Source organism: Ralstonia sp. 1138 (assembly GCF_040544795.1).
In the GTDB taxonomy this organism is placed as follows: Bacteria; Pseudomonadota; Gammaproteobacteria; order Burkholderiales; family Burkholderiaceae; genus Ralstonia; species Ralstonia flatus.
In genome coordinates, this window is the sequence record NZ_JBEPKQ010000002.1 from 368,084 (window position 1) to 389,067 (window position 20,984).

Below are 20,984 nucleotides of genomic sequence, written 5' to 3' on the forward strand. Positions count from 1 at the left end.
GCCGCCCCGCCACCATCAAGCCTTGGGCTCCTTCACCAGCACCACCGGGCATTCGGCATGGGCAAGCACCCGGCCCGCCACCGAGCCCATCAGCGCTTCGACGAACACGCCACGCCCATGCGAGCCCATGACAATGGCCGCCGCCCCCGCACTTTGCGCGTGGTGCACGATGCGGTCAGGCGGAAAGCCCACCAGCGCATGCCGTTCGAACGGCACGCCCGCCGCACCCAGGATCGCGCAGACCGAAGCCATGGCGCCGGTGCTTTCCTCCGCGTACCACGCGTCAACCTCAGCCTTGCCGACGAGCGACTTGATGTCGCCGGACAGGTCCGGCATGCAGTGCACAACGTGCACCGTCACGTCGCTGCCGAAGAGGGTCTTGTCGGCAATGCACCGCGCTGCCGCATCGGAATAGGTCGATCCGTCCGTCGCCAGTACCAGGGTTTTCATGTGGCCTCCTTGCCATGTCTGCGGCCGCACCTTGTGTGCGGCCGGTATCTGCTTCCAACGTAAGCGCTGCTGAAAACGGCGCGTTGATACGAGTCAACGGAAAGGCCATGGTGCGGTCGCACTGTCAGCACTTGCACAGGAAGGCAGGCAGAATGCGCAAGTTGACCCAGACGCCGCGCCCCACATGACGACCACGCCCTCCCTTTCCGATTACCCCCTGCATTCGACCGACAAGCTCCGCTACGGCGACACCGACCGCCAGGGCCACATCAACAACGCCGTCTGCTTCCAACGTAAGCGCTGCTGAAAACGGCGCGTTGATACGAGTCAACGGAAAGGCCATGGTGCGGTCGCACTGTCAGCACTTGCACAGGAAGGCAGGCAGAATGCGCAAGTTGACCCAGACGCCGCGCCCCACATGACGACCACGCCCTCCCTTTCCGATTACCCCCTGCATTCGACCGACAAGCTCCGCTACGGCGACACCGACCGCCAGGGCCACATCAACAACGCCGTCTTCGCCACGTACCTGGAGACAGGCCGCGTCGAGATGCTGTTTTCGCCCGACAACCCGCTGGCCGCGCCCGGCTGCGAGTTCGTCATCGCACAGCTCGTGCTCGACTTCCGCAACGAAATTCTCTGGCCGGGTTCGGTGCAGATCGGCACGCGCGTGGCGAGCGTCGGGCGCAGTTCGGTCAAGCTCGAGCAAGCCATCTTCCAGAACGGCCAATGCGCCGCGACATCGCAATCGGTGATCGTGCAGATCGACGTTGCGACGCGCCAATCGAGCCCCATTAGCGACAGCGCCCGCCAGCGCCTGGCCGCGCTCACCGCCACCCCTGCCGGCGCCGAAGCGGAGTGATGCCCGGCGTACGCAAACGAACGCCTTCGAAAAATTTTTAACTTTGCTTGCACTTGCGCCCCTTGCCCGGAGCAAGATGGTTCTCCCGTTCAATCACGCGGAGGTGACCATGGGACTGTTGGATGAAGTGGGCAAGATCGCCGGCGCCGTCGCCGCCGTTGAAGCCGCCGAGAAAGTCGATCCGGATGCCGGCCTGCTGACCAAGGCCGTCGCCGCCGTTGCCGGTTTCAAGGGCGCGGGCGCGCTGGAAGAGATGATCGAGAAGAAGGACGAAGCCAAGGCCGAAGGCGAGGCCGCTCCCGAAGATGGGGCTGCGCCGCAGGCTTGATTGCTCGCAGGCTCAAAAGGATTTAGGGGACCCCGCCGGTTGGCGGGGTTTTTGTTTTTTGGTGCTACTCAGCCGATGGCCACGTGCCCGTCACCGTGTATTGGTACGCGTCGGAGAACTCGGGTATTTCCAAAAGCTCTTCCAGAACGTCACTGAGCGTTGTGTCTTGCTGCCGGAGCATGTGCAGCGGGCCTGCGGCATAAATCAACGACTCCTCGCGCATCGACGGAATGGTTTCCTTCAGCAATTCAAACGCTGATGCCGGTGCTACGCCCTTTGCATATAGCCTGCACAGTATTTCGATGGCGTTGCCCTGCGTCCAGTCGTACTCCCCGCGGATAAAACTCAGCAAGGTAGGAACGGCAGGCGCACCGAAGTGGTAGAAGACCTCGAAGATGGCGAACTGACGTGCGGTTAGCCAAGCACCAAGCCCAGCGAATTGAGGTGCTAGTGCGTCAGGTGGCGTATCTTCACTGCGCAATAGACCGACGAGCGTGTCGATCGTATTGCTGCCAAGTACCAATGCGGCCGCCGTAGCCCGTCGCTGGAATTCCTCACGGTTATGGAAGGCCGCGGCCACGTGCCGAACATGGTTGTTCTCCGGTGCTTCGGCCGTTGTCGTAACCCGCTTGCGGGGCAACATTGTCCAAATGGTCTTCAACATCGTGCCGCGTCGGTGGGCTGGACTTTAGGTGATGCGCCGGTATCCGGCTTGGCGCAATGCGTCCTCAAGCCAATCACTGGCGCGAATACCGCAGTAGACGTTCTTGACGAAGAACAGGCCTGTGGCAGCTACGGTCACTTCCGGTGTTGCATTTCGGTCCAGCGTCACCAGGAGTGCGGCAATAGCGTCGACGCCGGCTAGTCGCCCCCCTTGCGCGATCAAGCCTTCCGAGAAAGCCCAGAGCGTGCCAAACACCAGCGCCGACCAATGGAAGCCGGTTCTGAGCTTGCGCTCCGGGAGGATTGGGTGAGTGAAGGTATGTGTATGCAAGGTCGTTGGGGGTGCCAGTGAGAACGCTTACGCGGTGGCGGTGGTATTGCTGCCCTGCCGAAAATAAGCGCGGGCTGATGCCCGTTGCAGGATGAATGCGAGGGCTGCAAAGACAGCCAGTCGCGCGACCAGCACGCCAATCGCTTGGATATAGAAGAACGACACCAGTGACACCAACACACTCAGCAGCAGAAAACCAAGGCATACCTTGCGACCCCATCCTTGTCCTTTCAGGATGCCGACGCCCGACGCGATTGCGAGCAGATTTGTCAGCACCCCGAGACCGATCAACGTCCAGTTCGCTTCTGCATGGACACCCAGCGATTCCAGCATTTGCCAGCTACGCAGTGAATTCACCGTAGAGATTAGGGAGGCCACTGCGCTGAAGAGCAGAAGCCAGCTAACGACAGTTAGGGAAATAGGTCGCTTCATGCGTATGCGATCGAGTGGAAGAGGTTTGAACGGTTGAAATGCTGGCGAAAACCGCACACATTCTCCGAGGCTGGGTTTGCAAAATCAATCGCCCTCAGTGGGGGCTTCATAGTCCAGCGGCGACGAATCATCTGGTTTGTAAATTGGCTGCTGTACGGGCACGACACACAGCTCGTGGTATTCACGCAGGGTTTTTGTATTGATGAGACCGGCGCGATGCAAATCGGATGCTGTGCTGTAAATAGCCTCAGATGCGTCGCTCTTGAATCGCGTTTTAGTCATTCCAATCTCCATAGGCCAGCCGAGCAGAAATCGGACATGAACTTAGCCGCTGCTGTAGACGGTCACTATAGGAATCGGCCTCGACTGGACGCTTTGGGCCGCCACAGTTCAACTTCGGCACCTATAATCCCCACCGTCACCGCACCAACGGTGACTGGGTTTAGCAGCCCACCCCTTTTTCCCAGACGGACAGCCGCCTCCGCGCGGCATTTTTGTGTCCGGTGCTTGTGCACGCCTATGTGTTTCATGGCGGGCCGGGCGGTGAGACCTTCGGGTCTGCCGGTAGCTGGGATAGGGCCGGTCTGCTAACGCCGTCGTCAGGCCCGCCACCCTCGTTTAGCAGCGAGCGGCGAGCCTCCATCAACCTATCCCCGGAGGCCACATGGCTACCGCACTCAGCGGGCATCGCCCCGCGTCTTACCCTTCTCCGCCGCCTTGGCGCTGCAGGCTTCCCACGCAACCGGGAGGTGCCGCATGTCGCTGACCAAGAACCGCCTCTACCTTGACGGTGCAGTCTCGGCGCGCGCGTTTCTGTGCCGCACGCGCAGCGTCATGCACGAAGCCGGTCAATGCCGGCCGGGCAGGCTGCGCGAGCAGCTCACGTACTTCTCGGAACATGCGTATCCACCGGCCTTCGTGAAAGGCTTTATCGATGCCATCGACGCGTATCTGTCGATGTCGCTCGGGGGGAGCGACGTAGACCCGCGCACGTGGGAGGTCTTGGCCGCCATCGAGCGACGGCAGGTCACCGCCGCATAACAACAGATGGACGTTTCCCCGGGGCGGGCCGGGGATGCCAGATAGGCAGCCGATCTCAGCTCAAGCCGCGCGCTTGCGCTCCAGCGCGCTTTGCCGCGTAGAAAATCCGTCTCGAATACATTGCGCCAGCGCTTGTGTTGCCTGGCTCGCGCCCTGCACCGGCAGCAGCAAGCTGATCGCAAACATCGGCAGTTCCGGCAGGCCGGCCTCGGGCCCGAGGATGTCGAGATCCGCCGGCACCGTCGGCGTCAGCCATGCCGTGACGGCCAGTCCGGTGCGCACCGTGGCGGTGGTCGCTTCGATGTTGCCGCTCTCGAACACCGTGCGCCATTCGATGCCGTGCTCGCCCAGCGCCTTGAGCACGCGGGCGCGGAAGGCGCAGCTTTCATCCACCATCGACAGCGGCAGCGGGCGCTTCGCATGCACGTTGCCGCCGCGCGGGCCGACCCACACCAGACGCTCCACGCAGAGGCATTCGCCCGTGGCTTCGTCCACCGGCGCTTCGACCACGGCGACGTCCAGCTCGCCGCGCGCTATGCCCTCCGCCAGCTCGGGTGAGGTGCCGCAGACGATGGTCAATTCCACCGAGGGCCACGCCTCGGTAAACGCCTTGAAGATCGGCGGGAAGACGGTACCGACCAGGTCGTAAGGCACGCCCAGGCGCACCGGCCCCTGCAGCGGGCGCGCCGCCATGTCGGCCCAGATTTCGTCGTTGAGGGCGAGCAGGCGTTTGGCGCGACCGAGGAACCGTTCACCGGCGCGGGTGAGTTCCAGCCGCCGGCCGTCGCGCTCGAACAGGCGGCATTCGAAGGCGTCTTCGAGCCGCTTGATCTGCTGGCTGATGGCGCCCTGCGTGAGGTGCAACGCGTTGGCCGCCACCGTCATGCTGGCGTTTTCCGCCACGGCAATGAAGGTGCGGACGAGGGTGATGTCGAGGTTCTTGGCCATCGCTGCATTCTAGAAGCTAATGCATTGGTGCAAAAACCTCATCGCTGCTAATGACTTGTCAGCGCACGAGCAGCTTCATCATCGTCTCGAACGTCTTGCCATACGGCGCGCGGAACAGGCCCAGCCCGTTCAGCCGGGCCTGCTTGAACACCGGCTTCATCTTCGAGAACCGCTCGAACCCGTGGATGCCGTGGTACGCGCCCATGCCGCTGGCACCCACGCCGCCAAAGGGCAGGTCGTCCTGCGCCACGTGCAGCAGGGTTTCGTTGATGCAGACGCCTCCGGCGATGGTGCTGCTCATTACGCGGTCGATGGTGCTGTTGCTGCGCTCGAACACGTACAGCGCCAGCGGGCGCGGTCGCGCGTTGATGTAGTCGATCGCCTCGTCCAGCGTGCGATACGGCACCAGCGGCAGCAGCGGACCGAAGATCTCTTCCTGCATAACGCGCATGTCGTCGGTGCCGCCGGTGATGAGCGCGGGCGGGAACAGGCGCGTGGCGTCGTCGGGCGCGGCGTTGGCAAGCGGCAGCACCTGCGCGCCCTGCTCGCGGGCCTCGTCGGCCAGGCTGGCCATGCGCTGGAAGTGGCGCGGGCTGATGAGCGTCGTGTAATCGCGGTTGCGCGCCATGTCGGGGTACATCTTGCCGACCAGCTTGCGCGCCGCATCGATGAAGCGCTGTTCGGTGCCGGCGGGCAGCAGCACGTAGTCGGGCGCCACGCAGGTCTGGCCGGCGTTGAGCAGCTTGCCCACTAGCGTGCGTTCCACCGCGCGGTCGAAGTCCGCATCCGGCCCGATCAGCGTGGGCGATTTGCCGCCCAATTCCAACGTGACGGGGGTGAGGTTATCGGCGGCCGCCCGCATGACGTGATGGCCGACGTTGGTGGAGCCGGTGAACAGCAGGTGGTCGAACGGCAGCCGCGAGAAGGCCTCGGCGACGGCGGCATCGCCATTGATGACGCGTACTTCGTCGGCGGCAAAGCTGCGCTCGACCAGGTCGGCAAACAGGGCGGAAAAGCGCGGCGTGTATTCCGAGAGCTTGACCATCGCCCGGTTGCCCGCCGCCAGCGCGGAGACCAACGGCCCGATGGTCAGATAGATCGGGTAGTTCCACGGCACGACGATGCCCGCCACGCCCAGCGGCTGCGGAATCAGCCGCGTGCTGGCCGGCCGGAACCACAGACTCACGCCGCGTCGCTGCACGCGCATCCAGCGCTTGCCGTGCGACAGCGCGTGCTTGATGCCGTCCACGCTCGGGAAGATCTCCAGCAACTCGGTTTCCTGCCGCGAGCGGTTGCCGAAGTCTGCGCTGACGGCCTGGGCGATGGCCTCGCGGTTGTCCATGACGAGGCGCTTGAGACGCATCAGGCGGTCGCGGCGCACGGGCCAGGCGGGCAGCATGTCGGCCTGGTGGGCCGCGCGCATGGCCTCGAAGGTCTGCTGCATGTGCAACATGTGTGGGGCGGGCAGATCGGCAGGTTGCATGGGGTGCTCCTGGCAAGGGTCGGCGGATCGGTGCAATTGCAAAGCAGTATGGTCGCCACGCGCTCTTGCGACGGGCTGATACGGTCCGGCCGTGTGCCGCATGCCAGGCTTAGGCCGGCCCTCGCAACCGTGTGCCCGCGCGGAATTGCTGCGCCGCGTCATCCCGGCCGCTTCACTCCGACAAGAGTTTGGGAGCCGCAGCGCACCGGTTTGCTGCATGACATCGAACGATGCCTCTAATGCGGGTAAGCCCGGTCGTTTGAAACAACCCATGGCGCCTAGGATGTGAATTCGTGACCGGCAAACAGCCGGCGGCGTCGCTCGCCCAATAAAAAACCCATCCGGAGACATCCATGGCCACCGATTTGCCCACCTCGGCTCTCACCTTCGATTACGTCATCGTTGGCGCCGGTTCGGCCGGTTGCGCGCTCGCCAGCCGGTTGACCGAAGACCCGGACGTGACGGTCGCGCTGCTGGAAGCGGGCCCGCACGACCATCACCTGTCCGTGTGGGTGCCGGCCGGTTGCGCGGCGTCGCTGCCGTTCAAGAACAAGCGCAACTATGGGTTTCAGACCGTGCCGCAAGCGGGGCTGGGCGGCCGCCAGGGTTATCAGCCGCGCGGGCGCGGGCTGGGTGGCAGTTCGTCGCTCAACGCGATGATCTACATCCGCGGCACGCCCAGCGACTACAACCACTGGGCGGCGCTCGGCTGCACCGGTTGGAGCTGGAACGACGTGCTGCCCTACTTCAAGCGCTCCGAAGGCAACGAGCGTTTTGCCGGCCGCGATGACGACGCGCTGCACGGCGGCACCGGCCCGCTGCACGTGAGCGACCTGCGCACCGGCAACCCCATCGCACAACGCTTTGTCGAGGCCGGCGTGGCCGCAGGCTACCGGCGCAACAACGATTTCAACGGCCCCGACCAGGAAGGCGTCGGCCCGTACCAGGTCACGCAATACAACGGGGAGCGCTGGAACGCCGCGCGCGCCTATCTGCACGGCGGCGACAAGGCCGACGCCACCTTCAGCCGCAATCGTCGCCAGTTGACGGTGCTGCCCGACACGCAGGCCCTGCGCATCGTTTTTGAAGGCAAGCGTGCGGCAGGCGTGGTGGTGGAGCGTGCAGGCCGCACTGAAACGCTGCGCGCGCGCCGCGAGGTGATCGTCTCATCGGGCGCGTTTGGTTCGCCGCAATTGCTCATGGCCTCGGGTGTGGGCCCCGCGGAGCATCTGCGCTCGCTCGGCATTCCCGTTGTGCACGACCTGCCCGGCGTCGGTCAGAACCTGCAGGATCACCTCGACATCATCCTGCACAAGAAAGTCTTCAACCTGGATCTGATCGGGTATTCCGCACGCGGCAGCGCGCATATGCTGGGCCAGATCCTGCGCTACCGGCGCGAGCGTCGCGGCATGCTGGCGACCAACTTTGCCGAAGCCGGCGGCTTCATCAAGAGCCGGCCCGATCTGACCGATCCCGATCTGCAACTGCACTTCGTGGTCGCCATGGCCGACAACCACAACCGCACCTTCAACTACGGCCACGGCTATTCGTGCCACGTGTGCGTGCTGCGCCCGAAGAGCCGCGGCGAAGTGCGCCTGGCCTCCGCCGACACGCGCGACGCCCCGCTGATCGACCCGAAGTTCCTCTCCGACCCCGACGACATGGCCGGCATGCTCGCCGGCTTCCGCGCCGTGAAGAGCATCTTCGCGCAGCGCCCACTGGCCGACCTGGGCGGGCGCGAGCTGTATTCCGGAAACATCCGCGGCGACGGCTCCGACGACGAAGCCGTGCGCGCCCTCATCCGCCAGCACGCCGACACCATCTACCACCCCGTCGGCACCTGCAAGATGGGCAGCGCAGACGATGGCATGGCCGTGGTCGACCCCGAACTGCGCGTGCGCGGCCTGACAGGCCTGCGTGTGATCGACGGCTCCGTCATGCCGACGCTCATCGGCGGCAACACCAACGCCCCGATCATCATGATCGCCGAGCGCGCCGCAGACCTCATGCGCCAAGGCGGCCGCCCGACACTGAATGTGGTGGGCAGCATCCCGGCGCAAGTCGCGCCCGCTGAGGTGCACTAAAAACGACCAGGGCGACGAACCGCAGCGCCGCCCTCCGCACACCAACGGAGTGGCCGTTGGAGCCCTAGATGGCGCCTTGAATTTCTGTTGCAGAGAGGAAAAAGGAAGGGAAACTGTCTGAGCGAAGCGAGTTTTTCCCTTCCCCTCTCTGCGACATAAATTCAAGGGGAAGTCGCCATCTCGGGCGCGCCTTTCTTTGCTTACTTTCTTTGGCAAGACAAAGAAAGTGAGTCAGCCCCGGCAGGGGATGAAACAAGGGGTGCACCACAAACGCCCAAACATCCAGCCTCAGTTCCCAGCACTATCCGTAGGCGTATTAAACGAATCCCGCAACAAATAACTCATCGGCACATCCAGATTCACCCCATTCGGCGGAATCGGCTGCTGGAACCACTTCTTGTACAGCTTCGGCACCTCGCCGTCGACAATCAGCCGCGTCATCGACTGGTCGATCAGCTTCTTGAACTCCGGGTCCTGCTTGCTCAGCATGATCGCGTACGACGACACCAGCTGCGTCTTGCCCGCGAGGCGATAGTCAGCCGGGTTCTTGGCCGTGGCGCGCATGCCCGAGAGCAGGATGTCGTCGCCGGCAAACGCGCTGGCGCGGCCATCGGCCAGCATCGCAAACGCGCTGCGCAGGTCGTTGGCATCCACCACCTGCATCGTCATGCCCGTTTCGTTGAGCTTGCGTGCGAGGTCGGCATTGGTCGAGCCGCGTGCGGCCACCACCGTCTTGCCGTTCAGGTCTTCCCATTGCTGGATCGGCGAGCTGGTCTTCACCAGCATGCGGCCCTTGGTGATGTAGTGCGGAATCGTAAAGGCCACCTTCTGCCGGCGCTCCGGCGAGTTGTTCGTCGAGCCGCATTCCAGGTCGGCCTTGCCCGTGGCGATCACGTCCAGGCGGTTGGCGGCCGTGACGGGCACGTACTGCACCTTCAAGTCGGGGCGCTTGAGCGACGTGCGCAGCGAGTCGATCAGCCGCGAGCAGATGTCGATGGCGTAGCCGACCGGCTTGGTGCCATCGAGATACGAAAACGGAATGGAGTCTTCCCGATACCCCACATGCACCGTGCCGGAGTCGCGGATGCGATCGAGCGTCGGGGTGGCGGCAGCAACGTCGGATGAGAAGAAGGTGGCGGAAACAGCGGCGGGAACGGCAAGCGCGGCCAGCAGCCACGTGCGCGCGGGGAACGACATCGTCAAAGGTCCTGGGAGAGGGTTAGGGCTCTAGTGGCACGACTGGCTGCACCGTTGCCCTGTCGGCGCAGCACTGGCGTGCGCGCCGTCACTCCCCCCGGGAATGCCAAAACGTGAAGCAATGTCACGCGCCGCCATGGGCGCGCATTATGCGCTGATTGCGGGTATACCCTCAAGCACCTGTTCGGTGCGTGGATAAACGGCCGGACGTCGGTCCGTGGTGAAGAGCGTTCGGCGAAAGCGTGCGCTCACGTGCGGCCACATTCCCGGGGTGGTGTTACACGGGCCACGCGCGCTGCAGCACCGCGCCAAGCTCCTGCGCATGCCCATCGAGCGTGCCGAACACGCGGCCATGCTGATGATGGAAGCGGCTGGCGATAAAGCGCTCGGCGTCGTCCGGGTGGGCGTGGGCCAGCATCAGCGCCGCCTGTGCCGTGAGCGCCAGCCCCTGCGCGATGCGGCGAGCGGAGGTTTCCTGGATGTCGCCCGGCTGATGCAGCATCGCCTGCAGCGCGGCCAACTCCGCCCGCACGGCACGGTGGCCCTGGGCCCGCTCGCCAATGTCGTGCACCAGGCGCAGCGCATCGTCCGGCGTGCGGCCGATGGCGCGCAGCACGTCCAGGCACATCACGTTGCCCGAGCCTTCCCAGATGGAATTGACCGGCGCTTCGCGATACAGGCGCGCCATCGGGCCTTCTTCCACGTAGCCGTTGCCGCCCCAGACTTCCATCGCCTCGCCGGTCGCTTCGATGGTGCGCTTGCAGACCCAGAACTTGGCGGCGGGCGTGACGATGCGCTTCCATGCCGCGGCCAGCGGATCGACATCGGCACGCTCGAACGCATTGCCCAGTTCCATCATCAGCAAGGTCGCGGCTTGCGATTCCAGGGCCAGATCGGCCAGCACGTTGCGCATCAGCGGTTGGTCGGCCAGCAGGCGGCCGAATGCCATGCGATGGCGCGCGTGGTGCAGCGCCTGCATCAGCGCGTGGCGCAGGATGGCCGCGCTGCCGATCACGCAATCGAGCCGCGTGTGCGTCGCCATCTCGATGATGGTCGGAATGCCGCGCCCTTCCTCGCCGATGAGGATGCCCTCCGCGCCGAAAAACTCCACTTCGCTGCTCGCGTTCGAGCGGTTGCCGAGCTTGTCTTTCAGACGCTGGATCTGGATGGGGTTCTTGCTGCCGTCATCGCGAAAGCGCGGCACGAAGAAGCACGACAGCGGGCCGTCTTCTGCACCCATGCGCGCGACCACCAGGTGCGCATCGCACATCGGCGCGGAGAAGAACCACTTGTGGCCGGTGATGGCGTAGGTTGCGCCACGGCCCTCGCCACGCAAGGGCATTGCCACCGTGGTGTTGCTGCGCACATCGGAGCCGCCCTGCTTTTCGGTCATGCCCATGCCGACGAGGATGGCGGTTTTCTGGCGCCACGGCAGGTCGCGCGCGTCGTGTTCGCGGGCGTAGAGACGGGGGCCCAGATCGGCAAACAGCGCGGTCTCTTTCTGCAGCACGGGAATGCTGGCGAACGTCATCGTCGCCGGGCACAACGTGCCGGATTCGATCTGTGCCTGCATGAAATAACCGGCGGTGCGCGCGGCCCAGGCGCCGGGGCGCGGGTCGGCAAACGGCAGCGCCTGCAGCCCCTGGCTGCGCATCAGGCCGAGCAGCGCGTGCCAGGCCGGGTCGAAGCGGATGGCGTCGATGCGCTCGCCAGTGCGGCTGTGGGTGTGGAGTTCGGGGTGGTAGGTGTTGGCCTCCGCGGCCCACTGCAGCGTCTCGGGCGCGCCGAGTTGGTCGCCGAAGGCTTGCAACGCGCTGGCGTTCCAGCCGCCGCCCAGGCGTTCGAGCGCGCCTTGCAGCGTGGTGTCGGACGTGAAGGGGTTGAAGCCGGTCAGGTCCGGGACCTGGTTGAAGACGCGGTGGGTGGCCTCTGTGGGCATTGGGAGTCTCCTGGCGTGGCGCTTTTGGGTCTGTGGGCCATGGTAGACCACCGGGGGCGGAGGTGGTTGGAAGGGGATTTCCATACGGCGTCTGTTTGTACGGCAGTGCCATCCCGCTGCTCATCAAGCGAATTTCCGCGAGGTATTGCGGCGCAACGCTCCTCGTAATGTCGCGTCGCCACGATATTGAATGCTTCAGCGCAGCAATTCTTCGATTAATGGTTTTTGCGTCTCAATTTGATTGGCATTCTGGTCACGGTGTATCAACAAAAAAATAATGGGCGGAATGTTCACGGGCTTTCATGAAAACGCCGTATCAACGCGGAACGTGCCAAAAGTGCGACATCAGGCGAGGGCGTCCGAAAGGTGGTATTGACGCAGTGGTAGCGTTTTTTTAGCATCGCGCTGGATCACTGCGTCTATTCCCATAAAAGATAAGAAAGCCGCATGGGTCTGTCGGGGGAATATTTCCAAGGATTAACACGGTGCCCTTGCGCGGCTAAGTCCGTTGCAATGGATTGCGTGTGCAAATCCGCATGCTATTTCCCCTCATCATCGGGAAGTGCCTGATGGGGATCCGGCACTGAGTATTCCCAACACACCACAAAGCAAAAAGCCCGCAACACAGCGGGTGGGGCGAGGGAGAAATGCGCGTGCTGACACAAAACAGCCCGTATGGCCGGCGTGGGGTCGCCGGATGGTCAATGTTCCGTTGTCTGCAGGTGCAGGGGCGGGAATGGTTGCGCCGGGGCCTGCTGGCCGTGCTGGCGATCTGGCTGACGGTGTTGTCGCAGGCAGCACTCGCTGCCCCCTGCACCGTCACGTTCGCGACCAACATGAACGTGCAGAAGTCCTATGTCTTTACGGCGTCGGACACAAACAACTGCGACCCCTTCCTGGCCGGCATTGCTTACGATTCTGCCGGCGGTATGAACGATTCATCCGGCCCGGCTGTTCTTAAGGCGACCGCCCAAGGCGGCACCATCGCCATCTACAGCGGTTCGGTACCGCCCTCGGGGGACCCGTTTACCAGTGGTTTCGTATACTCCCCGCCAAACGGCTTCAGTGGTACCGACACCGCCACGTTCTACACCAGCAATGACGGCGTCACCTGGCAGCCCAACGGTATCGTCAGCATCAACGTCATCTCAACTGCGCCCACGGTGACGAGCATTTCGCCGAGCTCAGGCCCAACCGCCGGCGCCACCTCCGTCGCCATTACAGGCACCAATTTCGCCGGCACCACGGCGGTCAAGTTTGGCGCGACCAACGCGAGCAGCTTCACCGTCAACAGCGCCACGTCGATCACGGCCATCTCACCCGCGGGTACGCCCGGTACGGTTGACGTCACCGTGACGAACTTTAACGGGACCAGTCCCACCAACGCGTTTGATCGTTACACGTTCGTGGCGGCTCCCGTTGCGAATGCTGTGAGCACCACCGTTGCACACGGCAGCACCAGCAACCCCGTCACGCTGAACATCGCCGGCGGCGCGGCCACCAGCGTGGCCGTGGCCACGCAGGCAGCGCATGGCACGGCCACCGCGTCGGGCATGTCGATCACCTACACGCCCAACGCGTCGTACTCCGGCACGGACTCGTTCACGTACACGGCGACCAACACGGGCGGCAACTCGGCGCCGGCCACCGTGACGGTCACCGTGTCGAGTCCGACCGTCACGTATGCGCCGTCGTCGCCTGCGGCGGGCACGGTGGGTACGGCTTATAGCCAGACGCTGGTATCGGCCAGCGGCGGTACGGCGCCTTACACCTATGCGATCGCGTCGGGCGCGCTGCCGGCCGGCATCTCGCTGGCCAGCAACGGGACGCTGTCGGGCACGCCCACGGCGGGCGGTACGTTCAACTTCACCATCACGGCCACCGACAGCAGCACGGGCACCGGTCCGTTCACGGCGACCAGCGGCACGCTCACGCTGACCGTCGCCGCGCCGACGATCACGCTCTCGCCGTCCACGCTGAGCAATGCCACGGTTGCAACGGCATATAGCCAGACGCTGACGGCCAGCGGCGGTACGGCGGCCTACACCTACACCCTCGCTTCCGGAGCGTTGCCGGCGGGCCTCTCGCTCAGTTCCAGCGGCGTGCTGTCGGGGACGCCCACGGCAGGCGGCACGTTCAACTTCACCGTGACCGCCACCGACAGCAGTACCGGCAACGGCCCGTACACGGGTAGTCGCGCCTATTCGCTGGTCGTCAATGCGCCCACGTTGGCAGTCACCCCGGCATCGGGCGGTCTCAGCGCTTCAGCGGGCGTGGCGTACAGCCAGGCCTTCACGGTGAGTGGCGGCGTGGCGCCGTACGCCTACAGCCTTGTCGTCAACAGCGGGACGATGCCGACTGGCCTCTCGTTCAACACCGGCACCGGCGTGTTGTCCGGCGCGCCCCTCACCACGGGCGTGGTCAACTTCACGGTCACTGCCACCGATCACTCGACGGGCACGGGGCCGTACAGCACATCTGGCACCTATACGTTGACCACCTCGGCACCCAGCGTGACTGTGTCGCCGAGCACGCTGACTGCGGCGACGGCTGGTGTTGCCTACAGCCAGACAGTTACCGCGAGCGGCGGAGCAACGCCGTACACCTACGCGGTGACATCAGGCGCGCTGCCCGCGGGACTGAGCTTGAACGGCACGACAGGCGTCATCAGCGGGACGCCGACGGCTGGCGGCACGTTCAATCCCACCATCACCGCCACGGATGCCAATGGCTTTACCGGCACGCGCGCCTATAGCCTGTCCGTCAATGCCGCCACGATCAGCCTGAGCCCGGCGACGCTGGCAAACGCAACGATCGGCACGGCTTACAACCAGGCGGTCACGGCAAGCGGCGGTATCCCTGCGTACACGTACGCAGTGACGGCCGGTGCATTGCCGGCGGGCCTGACGCTCACATCGACGGGCGTGTTGTCCGGCACGCCCACGGCGGGCGGCACCTTTAACTTCACCATCACCGGCACAGACAGCAGCACTGGCACCGGCCCATACACCGGCAGCCGCACCTACACGCTGACGGTCGGGGTGCCCACGTTGACGATCACGCCGGCCTCGGGCTCGCTGAGCGGTACGGCCGGCACGGCCTACAGCCGAACCTTCACGGCCAGCGGCGGGACGAGTCCTTACACCTATGCGCTGACGATCACCGCAGGCACGATGCCCGCGGGCATGTCGTTCAACACCGCCACCGCCACGCTGTCGGGCACGCCCACTTCGGCGGGGACCGTCACCTTCAATGTGGTGGCCACCGACAGCAGCTCGGGCAGCGGACCGTATTCGATTACTGGGACTTACACGCTGACCGTTTCGGCGCCCAGCATCTCGGTGTCGCCCGCCACGTTGCCCAATCCCGCCATTGCCACGGCCTACAGCCAGACCGTGACGGCCGCCAATGGCAGGGCGCCGTACACCTACGCCATCACGTCCGGCGCGCTGCCGGCTGGCCTCACGCTCACGTCGAGCGGCGTGCTCTCGGGGACGCCCACCGCCGGAGGCACGTTCAACATCACCATCACGGCTACCGACGCCAACAGCTTCACGGCCAGCCGTGCCTACAGCGTCACCATCGGCGCGCCCACGATCACGGTCAATCCGGCGGCCGCAACGTCGGCCCAGGTCACCACGGCCTACAGCCAGACCTTCAGCGCCACCGGCGGCACCGCCCCTTACACCTACGCCGTATCCACAGGGTCGTTGCCCGCGGGCCTCAGCCTGAATGCCAGCACAGGCGTTCTGTCCGGCACGCCCACCACGCTGGGCAGCAGCACGTTCACTGTGAAGGCCACCGACAGCAGCACCGGAGTGGGTGCCCCGTACAGCGGTACACGCAGCTACACGATCACGGTCGGTCAGGTGATCGGCACCGCGCCGGCAATCACGGCCACCACCACGTCGACGGTGCCGATCACGCTGCATGCAACGGCCAATGCAACGGGCGGTCCGTTCTCGTCCATCGCGATTGTCAGTCCGCCTGCCAGCGGCACGGCCGTCGTCAACGGTCTGGACATCGTCTACACGCCGACGCCGACGACTTCTGGCGCCGTCAACTTCACCTATGCGCTGATCAACACGGCCGGCACATCCGCGCCGATTCCGGTGACGGTCAACGTGAACGCGGTGCCGATTGCCGTAGTGCAGAAGCAAGCCATCACGTCGTCAGGTCAGGGGGTGAGCGTGGACTTGACCGAAGGCGCCACGGGTGGCCCCTTCACGGGGGCGACCCTGGTGTCGGTGGTGCCGGCCAACGCCGGTACGGCCACGATCGTGCAGAAGGCTGTGCAGACGCCGGCAGGCGTGAGAAGCCCGGCTGCGGCGGCATCGACCTACGTGCTGAACTTCACGCCGTCGGGCACCTACAGCGGTCAGGCTGCCATCACCTACACGCTGTCCAACGCGTTTGCCACTTCGGCGCCGGCAACCGTGCAGGTGAACGTTGCGCCGCGCAAGGACCCCTCCGCCGACCCGGATGTGGCAGGTCTGATCAACGCGCAAGTCCAGGCTGCGCGCCGCTTCGCCACCACGCAGATCGACAACTACAACCGTCGCCTCGAAGCGCTGCATGGCACCGGCCGGGCACCGTCAAGCAACGGTCTGACGGTGGCCATGCCGGGCCAGCGCGTTGACATGCAGGCGCGTTGCCAGGATGTGGTCGGCATTTCCGCGCACGATGCGTGCATGCGCGGTGAGGGCCAGGGCGTGCGCCCGTTCGCACGGGCCAAGCGCCCCACCGATGCGGCCAACGGCAACGCCGACAAGTCGAACGCAGATGCCGGCCCTGACCTGCCCGGTGCCGACGCGGCGGGCGTGGGCCCGGACAACACCGACCCGAACCTCGCGTTCTGGAGCGCCGGTACGCTGGACTTCGGTTTCGCCAATGCTGGCTCGCAACGCTCCGGTTTCCGCTTCACCACGGGCGGCGTGACGGCGGGCGCGGATTACCGTGTGTCCGATCAGCTCTCGATCGGTGCCGGTTTCGGCTACGGGCGCGATTCCACCGACATCGGCAACGCGGGCACCAAGAGCACGGGCGACAGCTATAGCCTCGCGCTCTACGGCAGCTATCGCCCCCCGCCTTCGTTGTTCGTCGATGGTGTGGCCGGCTTCGGCACGCTCAGCTTCGACTCGCGCCGCTGGGTGACGGACTCCAACGATTTCGCCACCGGCAAACGCAACGGCAAGCAGGTGTTCGCCTCCGTGTCGGCCGGCTACGAGCATCGCGATCGCACCTGGCTGGTCTCGCCTTACGGCCGTTTGTCGGTCTCGCAATCGACGCTGGATCAGTTCACCGAATCGGGCGCCGGCCTCAACACGCTGACGTATTTCGACCAGACGGTGACGACGGTATCCGGCACGCTCGGCCTGCGCGCCGAATACACGCAGAAGACCAAGTGGGGCACCTTCCTGCCGTTCGCGCGCGTGGAGTACCAGCACGACTTCAACGGGCAGAGCAACGCAGGGTTGGCGTATGCCGATCTGGCATCGGCGGGCCCTGCCTATTACGTGCCGGGCACGCCGTTTGGGCGCGATCGCATGCAGATCGGGTTGGGAACGAAGTTCCGCACCGGGCCGCTCACGTTTGGGTTGGACTACAGCGTGATGGCCGGGATGGGCGGTTTGCAGCAGGGCGTTCGCTTGACGTTTGCTGCACCGTTCTGAGGAAACAGCGGTCAGCGCACAACAAAAAGCCAGCCTTCGGGCTGGCTTTTCTTTCCGACGAGATGTCAGCGCATCAGGTTGCCGTCGAGGATTCCGCCGGCTTCTCCCCCGTCAACAAGTAATGCATCAACTCCCGCACCGGCCGGATCGCCTCCCCGAACGGCAGCTTCCCCGCCCCACGGAAAAACAGTCCGCGCTCCACGTCCCCCCGCAGCGCCTGCGCCAGCTTCAGGTCAATGCAGAACTGCCCCACCTTGCCGATGCCATCCCGCAGCCCGCACGTCTGCAGGCAATCGAACCCCTGCAGGCAATCCCGCACCTTGGCTTTCGCCTGCAGCGCGCTTTCGCGTGACAGATAACGCGAAAGCCAAGGCGTCATCACGGCCCGCGCCGGCAGCCCGGCCACGCTGACAAACTCGCTGATATCGCCTTGCTCTGCACCCGTCAGCACCCGCTTGAAGCGCACGTGCGCATCGCCCTCTTCCGTCACCGCAAACGCCGTACCGAGCTGCACCGCAGCGGCGCCCTTGTCGAGCCAGTGCTTCACCTTGGCATGCGAATCGATGCCGCCCGCGAGGATGATCGGAATCTGCTCCGCCGCCAGCCCAAGCTTGATGAACAACTCCCGGCATTCGTCCAGCACCCGCGCAAACGAAAAGCGCTCGTCGCGCAGATCTTCGATGCGAGCGGCGCCCAGATGGCCGCCCGCATGCGTCGGGTGCTCGATCACTACCGCATCGGGCAGCCGCGCCTTTTTCATCCACCGTTTGAGCACCACGCCCACGCCGCGCGAGTCGGAAAGAATCGGGATGAGCGCCACCTTCGGATGTTCCGCCGTCATCTCCGGCAGATCGAGCGGCAGGCCCGCGCCCATGACGATCGCATCGGCGCCGCTCTCGCACGCCTGACGCACCAGCGCTGGGTGCGATTCCACCGCCTTCATCACGTTCACGGCGATCATGCCGTTGCCCTGGCTGCCTTCGCGCGCGGCGCGAATCTCGCGGTCCAGCGCGACGAGGTTGGCTGCGTTGATGGCGTCCTTGTCGCGCGATTTCTCGGTGGCGGCGACGAGGTCTGCGTGGTGATGCCGCAAGTCGATGCTGGCGATGGTGCCGACGCCGCCTTCGCGCGCCACGGCGCCGGCCAGCCGGTGCGCCGAAATACCCACGCCCATCCCGCCCTGCACGATGGGTACGAGGCTGCGCCCCGCGAGTGTGAACCGACGCTCCAGCATGACAACTCCCAGCGGCCGTGCCGCAATGCAATAGAAAAGGGATTGAGCGTCGCATAGGTGAAACGCGGCGGGGTTGCGCAAGATCAAGGCGAGCCCCGCCGGTGCGTGCCGCCGCACATTGCGCGGCGGTTTGGACTGAAATGACGCGTCGACCGCCCTCTCTCGGCTTTTCGTGCTGGCAACGCCGGCGGCCCTGTGCTTAAATTCAGCCTCGTTGGATGAAACAGGGGTGCCGTACGGATGGGCCGTGCGGCTGAGAGAGTCCCTTCGCACCCGATCCGGTTCGTACCGGCGTGGGAAGTTTCAGAACACCGCGTAGTCTCTGGCAGCCCACCCCTCAGTTCTTCGGGTCACGCCACCTCTCCCGGTTTCGTCCACTGCCTGCACCACCAGGCCACAGAATCAAGGACGAGACCATGCCCCAAGCCAAAAACGCCCCCGCCGCATCGTTCGACTCGCTGCAGTCCGAGCTCGACCAGAAGTTCGCCTATCCGGCCTCCAGCAAGACCTACATCGTCGGCAGCCGCCCGGACATCCGCGTGCCGATGCGCACCATCAAGCAGACCGCCACGCGCACCGACAAGGGCGAGATGCTGAACCCGCCGGTGCCGGTGTACGACACCTCGGGCCCGTACTCCGACCCCGATGTGCACATCGACCTGAAGGCCGGTCTGGCGCCGCTGCGCGCCAAGTGGATCGACGAGCGCGGCGATACGGAAATCCTCTCGGGCCTGTCGTCCGAATACGGCCAGACCCGCGCCAACGACCCGGCGACCGCCCACCTGCGCTTCTCGCACATCTCCAAGCCGCGCCGCGCCAAGGCCGGCGCCAACGTGAGCCAGATGCACTACGCGCGTCGCGGCATCATCACGCCGGAAATGGAGTACGTCGCGCTGCGCGAATCGCTGAACCTGCAGGCACTGCAAGACAAGCCCGAGTACCGCCAGCTGCTCAAGCAGCATCCGGGCTTCTCGTACGGCGCGAACCTGCCGCAGCGCCCGGAAGACATCACGCCGGAATTCGTGCGTGCCGAAGTGGCCGCTGGCCGCGCAATCATCCCCGCCAACATCAACCACACCGAGCTGGAGCCGATGGCCATCGGCCGCAACTTCCGCGTGAAGATCAACGGCAACCTCGGCAATTCGGCGGTGACGTCGTCGCTGGCCGAGGAAGTGGAAAAGATGGTGTGGGCGATCCGCTGGGGTGCCGACACGATCATGGACTTGTCCACCGGCAAGCACATTCACGAAACGCGTGAATGGATCCTGCGCAACTCGCCGGTGCCCATCGGCACGGTGCCCATCTACCAGGCGCTGGACAAGACCGGCGGCGTGGCGGAAGACCTGACGTGGGAGATGTTCCGCGACACGCTGATCGAGCAGGCCGAGCAGGGCGTGGACTACTTCACCATCCACGCCGGCGTGCTGCTGCGCTATGTGCCGCTCACCGCTGACCGCATCACCGGCATCGTCTCGCGCGGCGGTTCGATCATGGCCAAGTGGTGCCTGGCGCATCACAAGGAAAACTTCCTGTACACGCACTTCGACGAGATCTGCGAAATCATGAAGGCGTACGACGTGTCGTTCAGCCTGGGCGATGGCTTGCGCCCCGGTTGCATTGCCGACTCGAACGACGCCGCGCAATTCGGCGAGCTGCACACGCTGGGCGAGCTGACCAAGAAGGCGTGGGAGCACGACGTGCAGGTCATGATCGAAGGCCCGGGCCACGTGCCGCTGCAGCGCGTGCAGGCCAACATGGACGAAGAGCTGAAGCACTGCTTCGAAGCCCCGTTCTACACGCTTGGGCCCCTGGTGACCGACATCGCCCCGGGCTACGACCACATCACCAGCGGCATCGGCGCAGCCAACATCGGCTGGTACGGCACCGCCATGCTCTGCTACGTCACGCCCAAGGAACACCTGGGCCTGCCGGACAAGGAAGACGTGCGCGAAGGCATCATCACCTACAAGATCGCCGCGCATGCGGCCGACCTTGCCAAGGGCTGGCCGGGCGCGCAGCTGCGTGACAACGCACTGTCGAAGGCACGCTTCGAGTTCCGCTGGGAAGACCAGTTCAACCTCGGCCTTGACCCCGAGAAGGCACGTGCCTTCCACGATGAAACGCTGCCAGCCGAGGGCGCCAAGATCGCGCACTTCTGTTCGATGTGCGGTCCGAAGTTCTGCTCGATGAAGATCACGCAGGAAGTGCGCGACTACGCGGCCACGCTCGACTCCAACGCTACCGCCGCCGTGAGCGGCATGGAAGAAAAGTCGATCGAGTTCCGCAAGAGCGGCAGCAAGATCTACAGCTAAGCCAAGCG

The 20,984-nt window shown here is 64.9% G+C and carries 17 protein-coding genes and 1 riboswitch; of the genes, 7 read left to right on the top strand and 10 right to left on the bottom strand.

The genetic code is table 11. The features are described 5' to 3' along the window. Positions 1-15: 15 nt before the first annotated feature. Positions 16-450: a universal stress protein gene (locus ABIC76_RS09400; RefSeq protein ID WP_354533786.1), complete on the bottom strand. Its 435-nt coding sequence runs from the start codon at positions 448-450 to the stop codon at positions 16-18. 184 nt (positions 451-634) lie between these two features. On the opposite strand from ABIC76_RS09400, the gene ABIC76_RS09405 reads away from it, so the two are divergent. The 3 genes from ABIC76_RS09405 to ABIC76_RS09415 all read left to right on the top strand — a co-directional run bounded on the left by ABIC76_RS09405 (position 635) and on the right by ABIC76_RS09415 (position 1,640). Beyond that, a complete protein-coding gene (locus tag ABIC76_RS09405; RefSeq protein ID WP_354533787.1) occupies positions 635-757 on the top strand; it encodes a hypothetical protein in 123 nt (40 codons plus the stop codon). 111 nt (positions 758-868) lie between these two features. Beyond that, on the top strand, positions 869-1,312 hold the full coding sequence (locus tag ABIC76_RS09410; protein WP_102064113.1) for an acyl-CoA thioesterase: 444 nt from the start codon (positions 869-871) through the stop codon (positions 1,310-1,312). A gap of 109 nt (positions 1,313-1,421) precedes the next feature. Next, positions 1,422-1,640, top strand: coding sequence for a hypothetical protein (locus ABIC76_RS09415; protein WP_354533788.1), 219 nt, complete (start codon positions 1,422-1,424; stop codon positions 1,638-1,640). Positions 1,641-1,704: 64 nt separating this feature from the next. Here ABIC76_RS09415 and ABIC76_RS09420 read toward each other — a convergent pair whose 3' ends face one another. The 4 genes from ABIC76_RS09420 to ABIC76_RS25575 form a co-directional block, all read right to left on the bottom strand. Beyond that, a complete protein-coding gene (locus ABIC76_RS09420) occupies positions 1,705-2,304 on the bottom strand; it encodes a hypothetical protein (RefSeq protein WP_102064114.1) in 600 nt (199 codons plus the stop codon). A 24-nt stretch (positions 2,305-2,328) separates the two neighbouring features. Further along, complete coding sequence (locus tag ABIC76_RS09425; RefSeq protein ID WP_354533789.1) at positions 2,329-2,634, bottom strand: hypothetical protein; 306 nt, start codon at positions 2,632-2,634, stop codon at positions 2,329-2,331. Between the two features lie 27 nt (positions 2,635-2,661). Next, positions 2,662-2,967, bottom strand: a complete 306-nt coding sequence (locus tag ABIC76_RS09430; protein WP_102064115.1) for a hypothetical protein — start codon at positions 2,965-2,967, stop codon at positions 2,662-2,664. A 183-nt stretch (positions 2,968-3,150) separates the two neighbouring features. Further along, positions 3,151-3,348 carry a hypothetical protein gene (locus ABIC76_RS25575; protein WP_257878091.1) on the bottom strand — a complete coding sequence of 66 codons (198 nt, stop codon included), beginning with the start codon at positions 3,346-3,348 and terminating at the stop codon, positions 3,151-3,153. A 474-nt stretch (positions 3,349-3,822) separates the two neighbouring features. Here ABIC76_RS25575 and ABIC76_RS09440 point away from each other — a divergent pair, with 474 nt between their 5' ends. Continuing rightward, positions 3,823-4,107, top strand: coding sequence for a hypothetical protein (locus ABIC76_RS09440; protein WP_102064116.1), 285 nt, complete (start codon positions 3,823-3,825; stop codon positions 4,105-4,107). Between the two features lie 60 nt (positions 4,108-4,167). Here ABIC76_RS09440 and ABIC76_RS09445 read toward each other — a convergent pair whose 3' ends face one another. Continuing rightward, positions 4,168-5,055 carry a LysR family transcriptional regulator gene (locus tag ABIC76_RS09445; RefSeq protein ID WP_354533790.1) on the bottom strand — a complete coding sequence of 296 codons (888 nt, stop codon included), beginning with the start codon at positions 5,053-5,055 and terminating at the stop codon, positions 4,168-4,170. Between the two features lie 58 nt (positions 5,056-5,113). Further along, positions 5,114-6,538: a coniferyl aldehyde dehydrogenase gene (locus tag ABIC76_RS09450; RefSeq protein ID WP_354533791.1), complete on the bottom strand. Its 1,425-nt coding sequence runs from the start codon at positions 6,536-6,538 to the stop codon at positions 5,114-5,116. A gap of 353 nt (positions 6,539-6,891) precedes the next feature. On the opposite strand from ABIC76_RS09450, the gene ABIC76_RS09455 reads away from it, so the two are divergent. After that, a complete protein-coding gene (locus ABIC76_RS09455; RefSeq protein ID WP_354533792.1) occupies positions 6,892-8,622 on the top strand; it encodes a GMC family oxidoreductase in 1,731 nt (576 codons plus the stop codon). A gap of 288 nt (positions 8,623-8,910) precedes the next feature. On the opposite strand, the gene ABIC76_RS09460 is transcribed toward ABIC76_RS09455, so the two are convergent. Both ABIC76_RS09460 and ABIC76_RS09465 read right to left on the bottom strand, forming a co-directional pair. Next, positions 8,911-9,819, bottom strand: a complete 909-nt coding sequence (locus ABIC76_RS09460; protein ID WP_354533793.1) for an amino acid ABC transporter substrate-binding protein — start codon at positions 9,817-9,819, stop codon at positions 8,911-8,913. A 277-nt stretch (positions 9,820-10,096) separates the two neighbouring features. Continuing rightward, positions 10,097-11,758, bottom strand: coding sequence for an acyl-CoA dehydrogenase family protein (locus ABIC76_RS09465; protein ID WP_354533794.1), 1,662 nt, complete (start codon positions 11,756-11,758; stop codon positions 10,097-10,099). 704 nt (positions 11,759-12,462) lie between these two features. Between ABIC76_RS09465 and ABIC76_RS09470 the strand changes: the two genes are divergently transcribed. Then, positions 12,463-17,430: a putative Ig domain-containing protein gene (locus ABIC76_RS09470; protein WP_354533795.1), complete on the top strand. Its 4,968-nt coding sequence runs from the start codon at positions 12,463-12,465 to the stop codon at positions 17,428-17,430. Positions 17,431-17,503: 73 nt separating this feature from the next. Here the strand turns inward: ABIC76_RS09470 and ABIC76_RS09475 are convergent, their stop codons facing one another. Beyond that, the gene (locus tag ABIC76_RS09475) at positions 17,504-18,664 is read right to left on the bottom strand and encodes an NAD(P)H-dependent flavin oxidoreductase (RefSeq protein ID WP_354533796.1); all 1,161 of its coding nucleotides are present in this window, start codon (positions 18,662-18,664) and stop codon (positions 17,504-17,506) included. Positions 18,665-18,879: 215 nt separating this feature from the next. Continuing rightward, positions 18,880-18,981, top strand: a riboswitch (TPP riboswitch). 99 nt (positions 18,982-19,080) lie between these two features. Here ABIC76_RS09475 and thiC point away from each other — a divergent pair. Continuing rightward, on the top strand, positions 19,081-20,976 hold the full coding sequence (thiC, locus tag ABIC76_RS09480) for a phosphomethylpyrimidine synthase ThiC (RefSeq protein ID WP_027678724.1): 1,896 nt from the start codon (positions 19,081-19,083) through the stop codon (positions 20,974-20,976). The last annotated feature ends 8 nt before the right edge of the window (positions 20,977-20,984 follow it).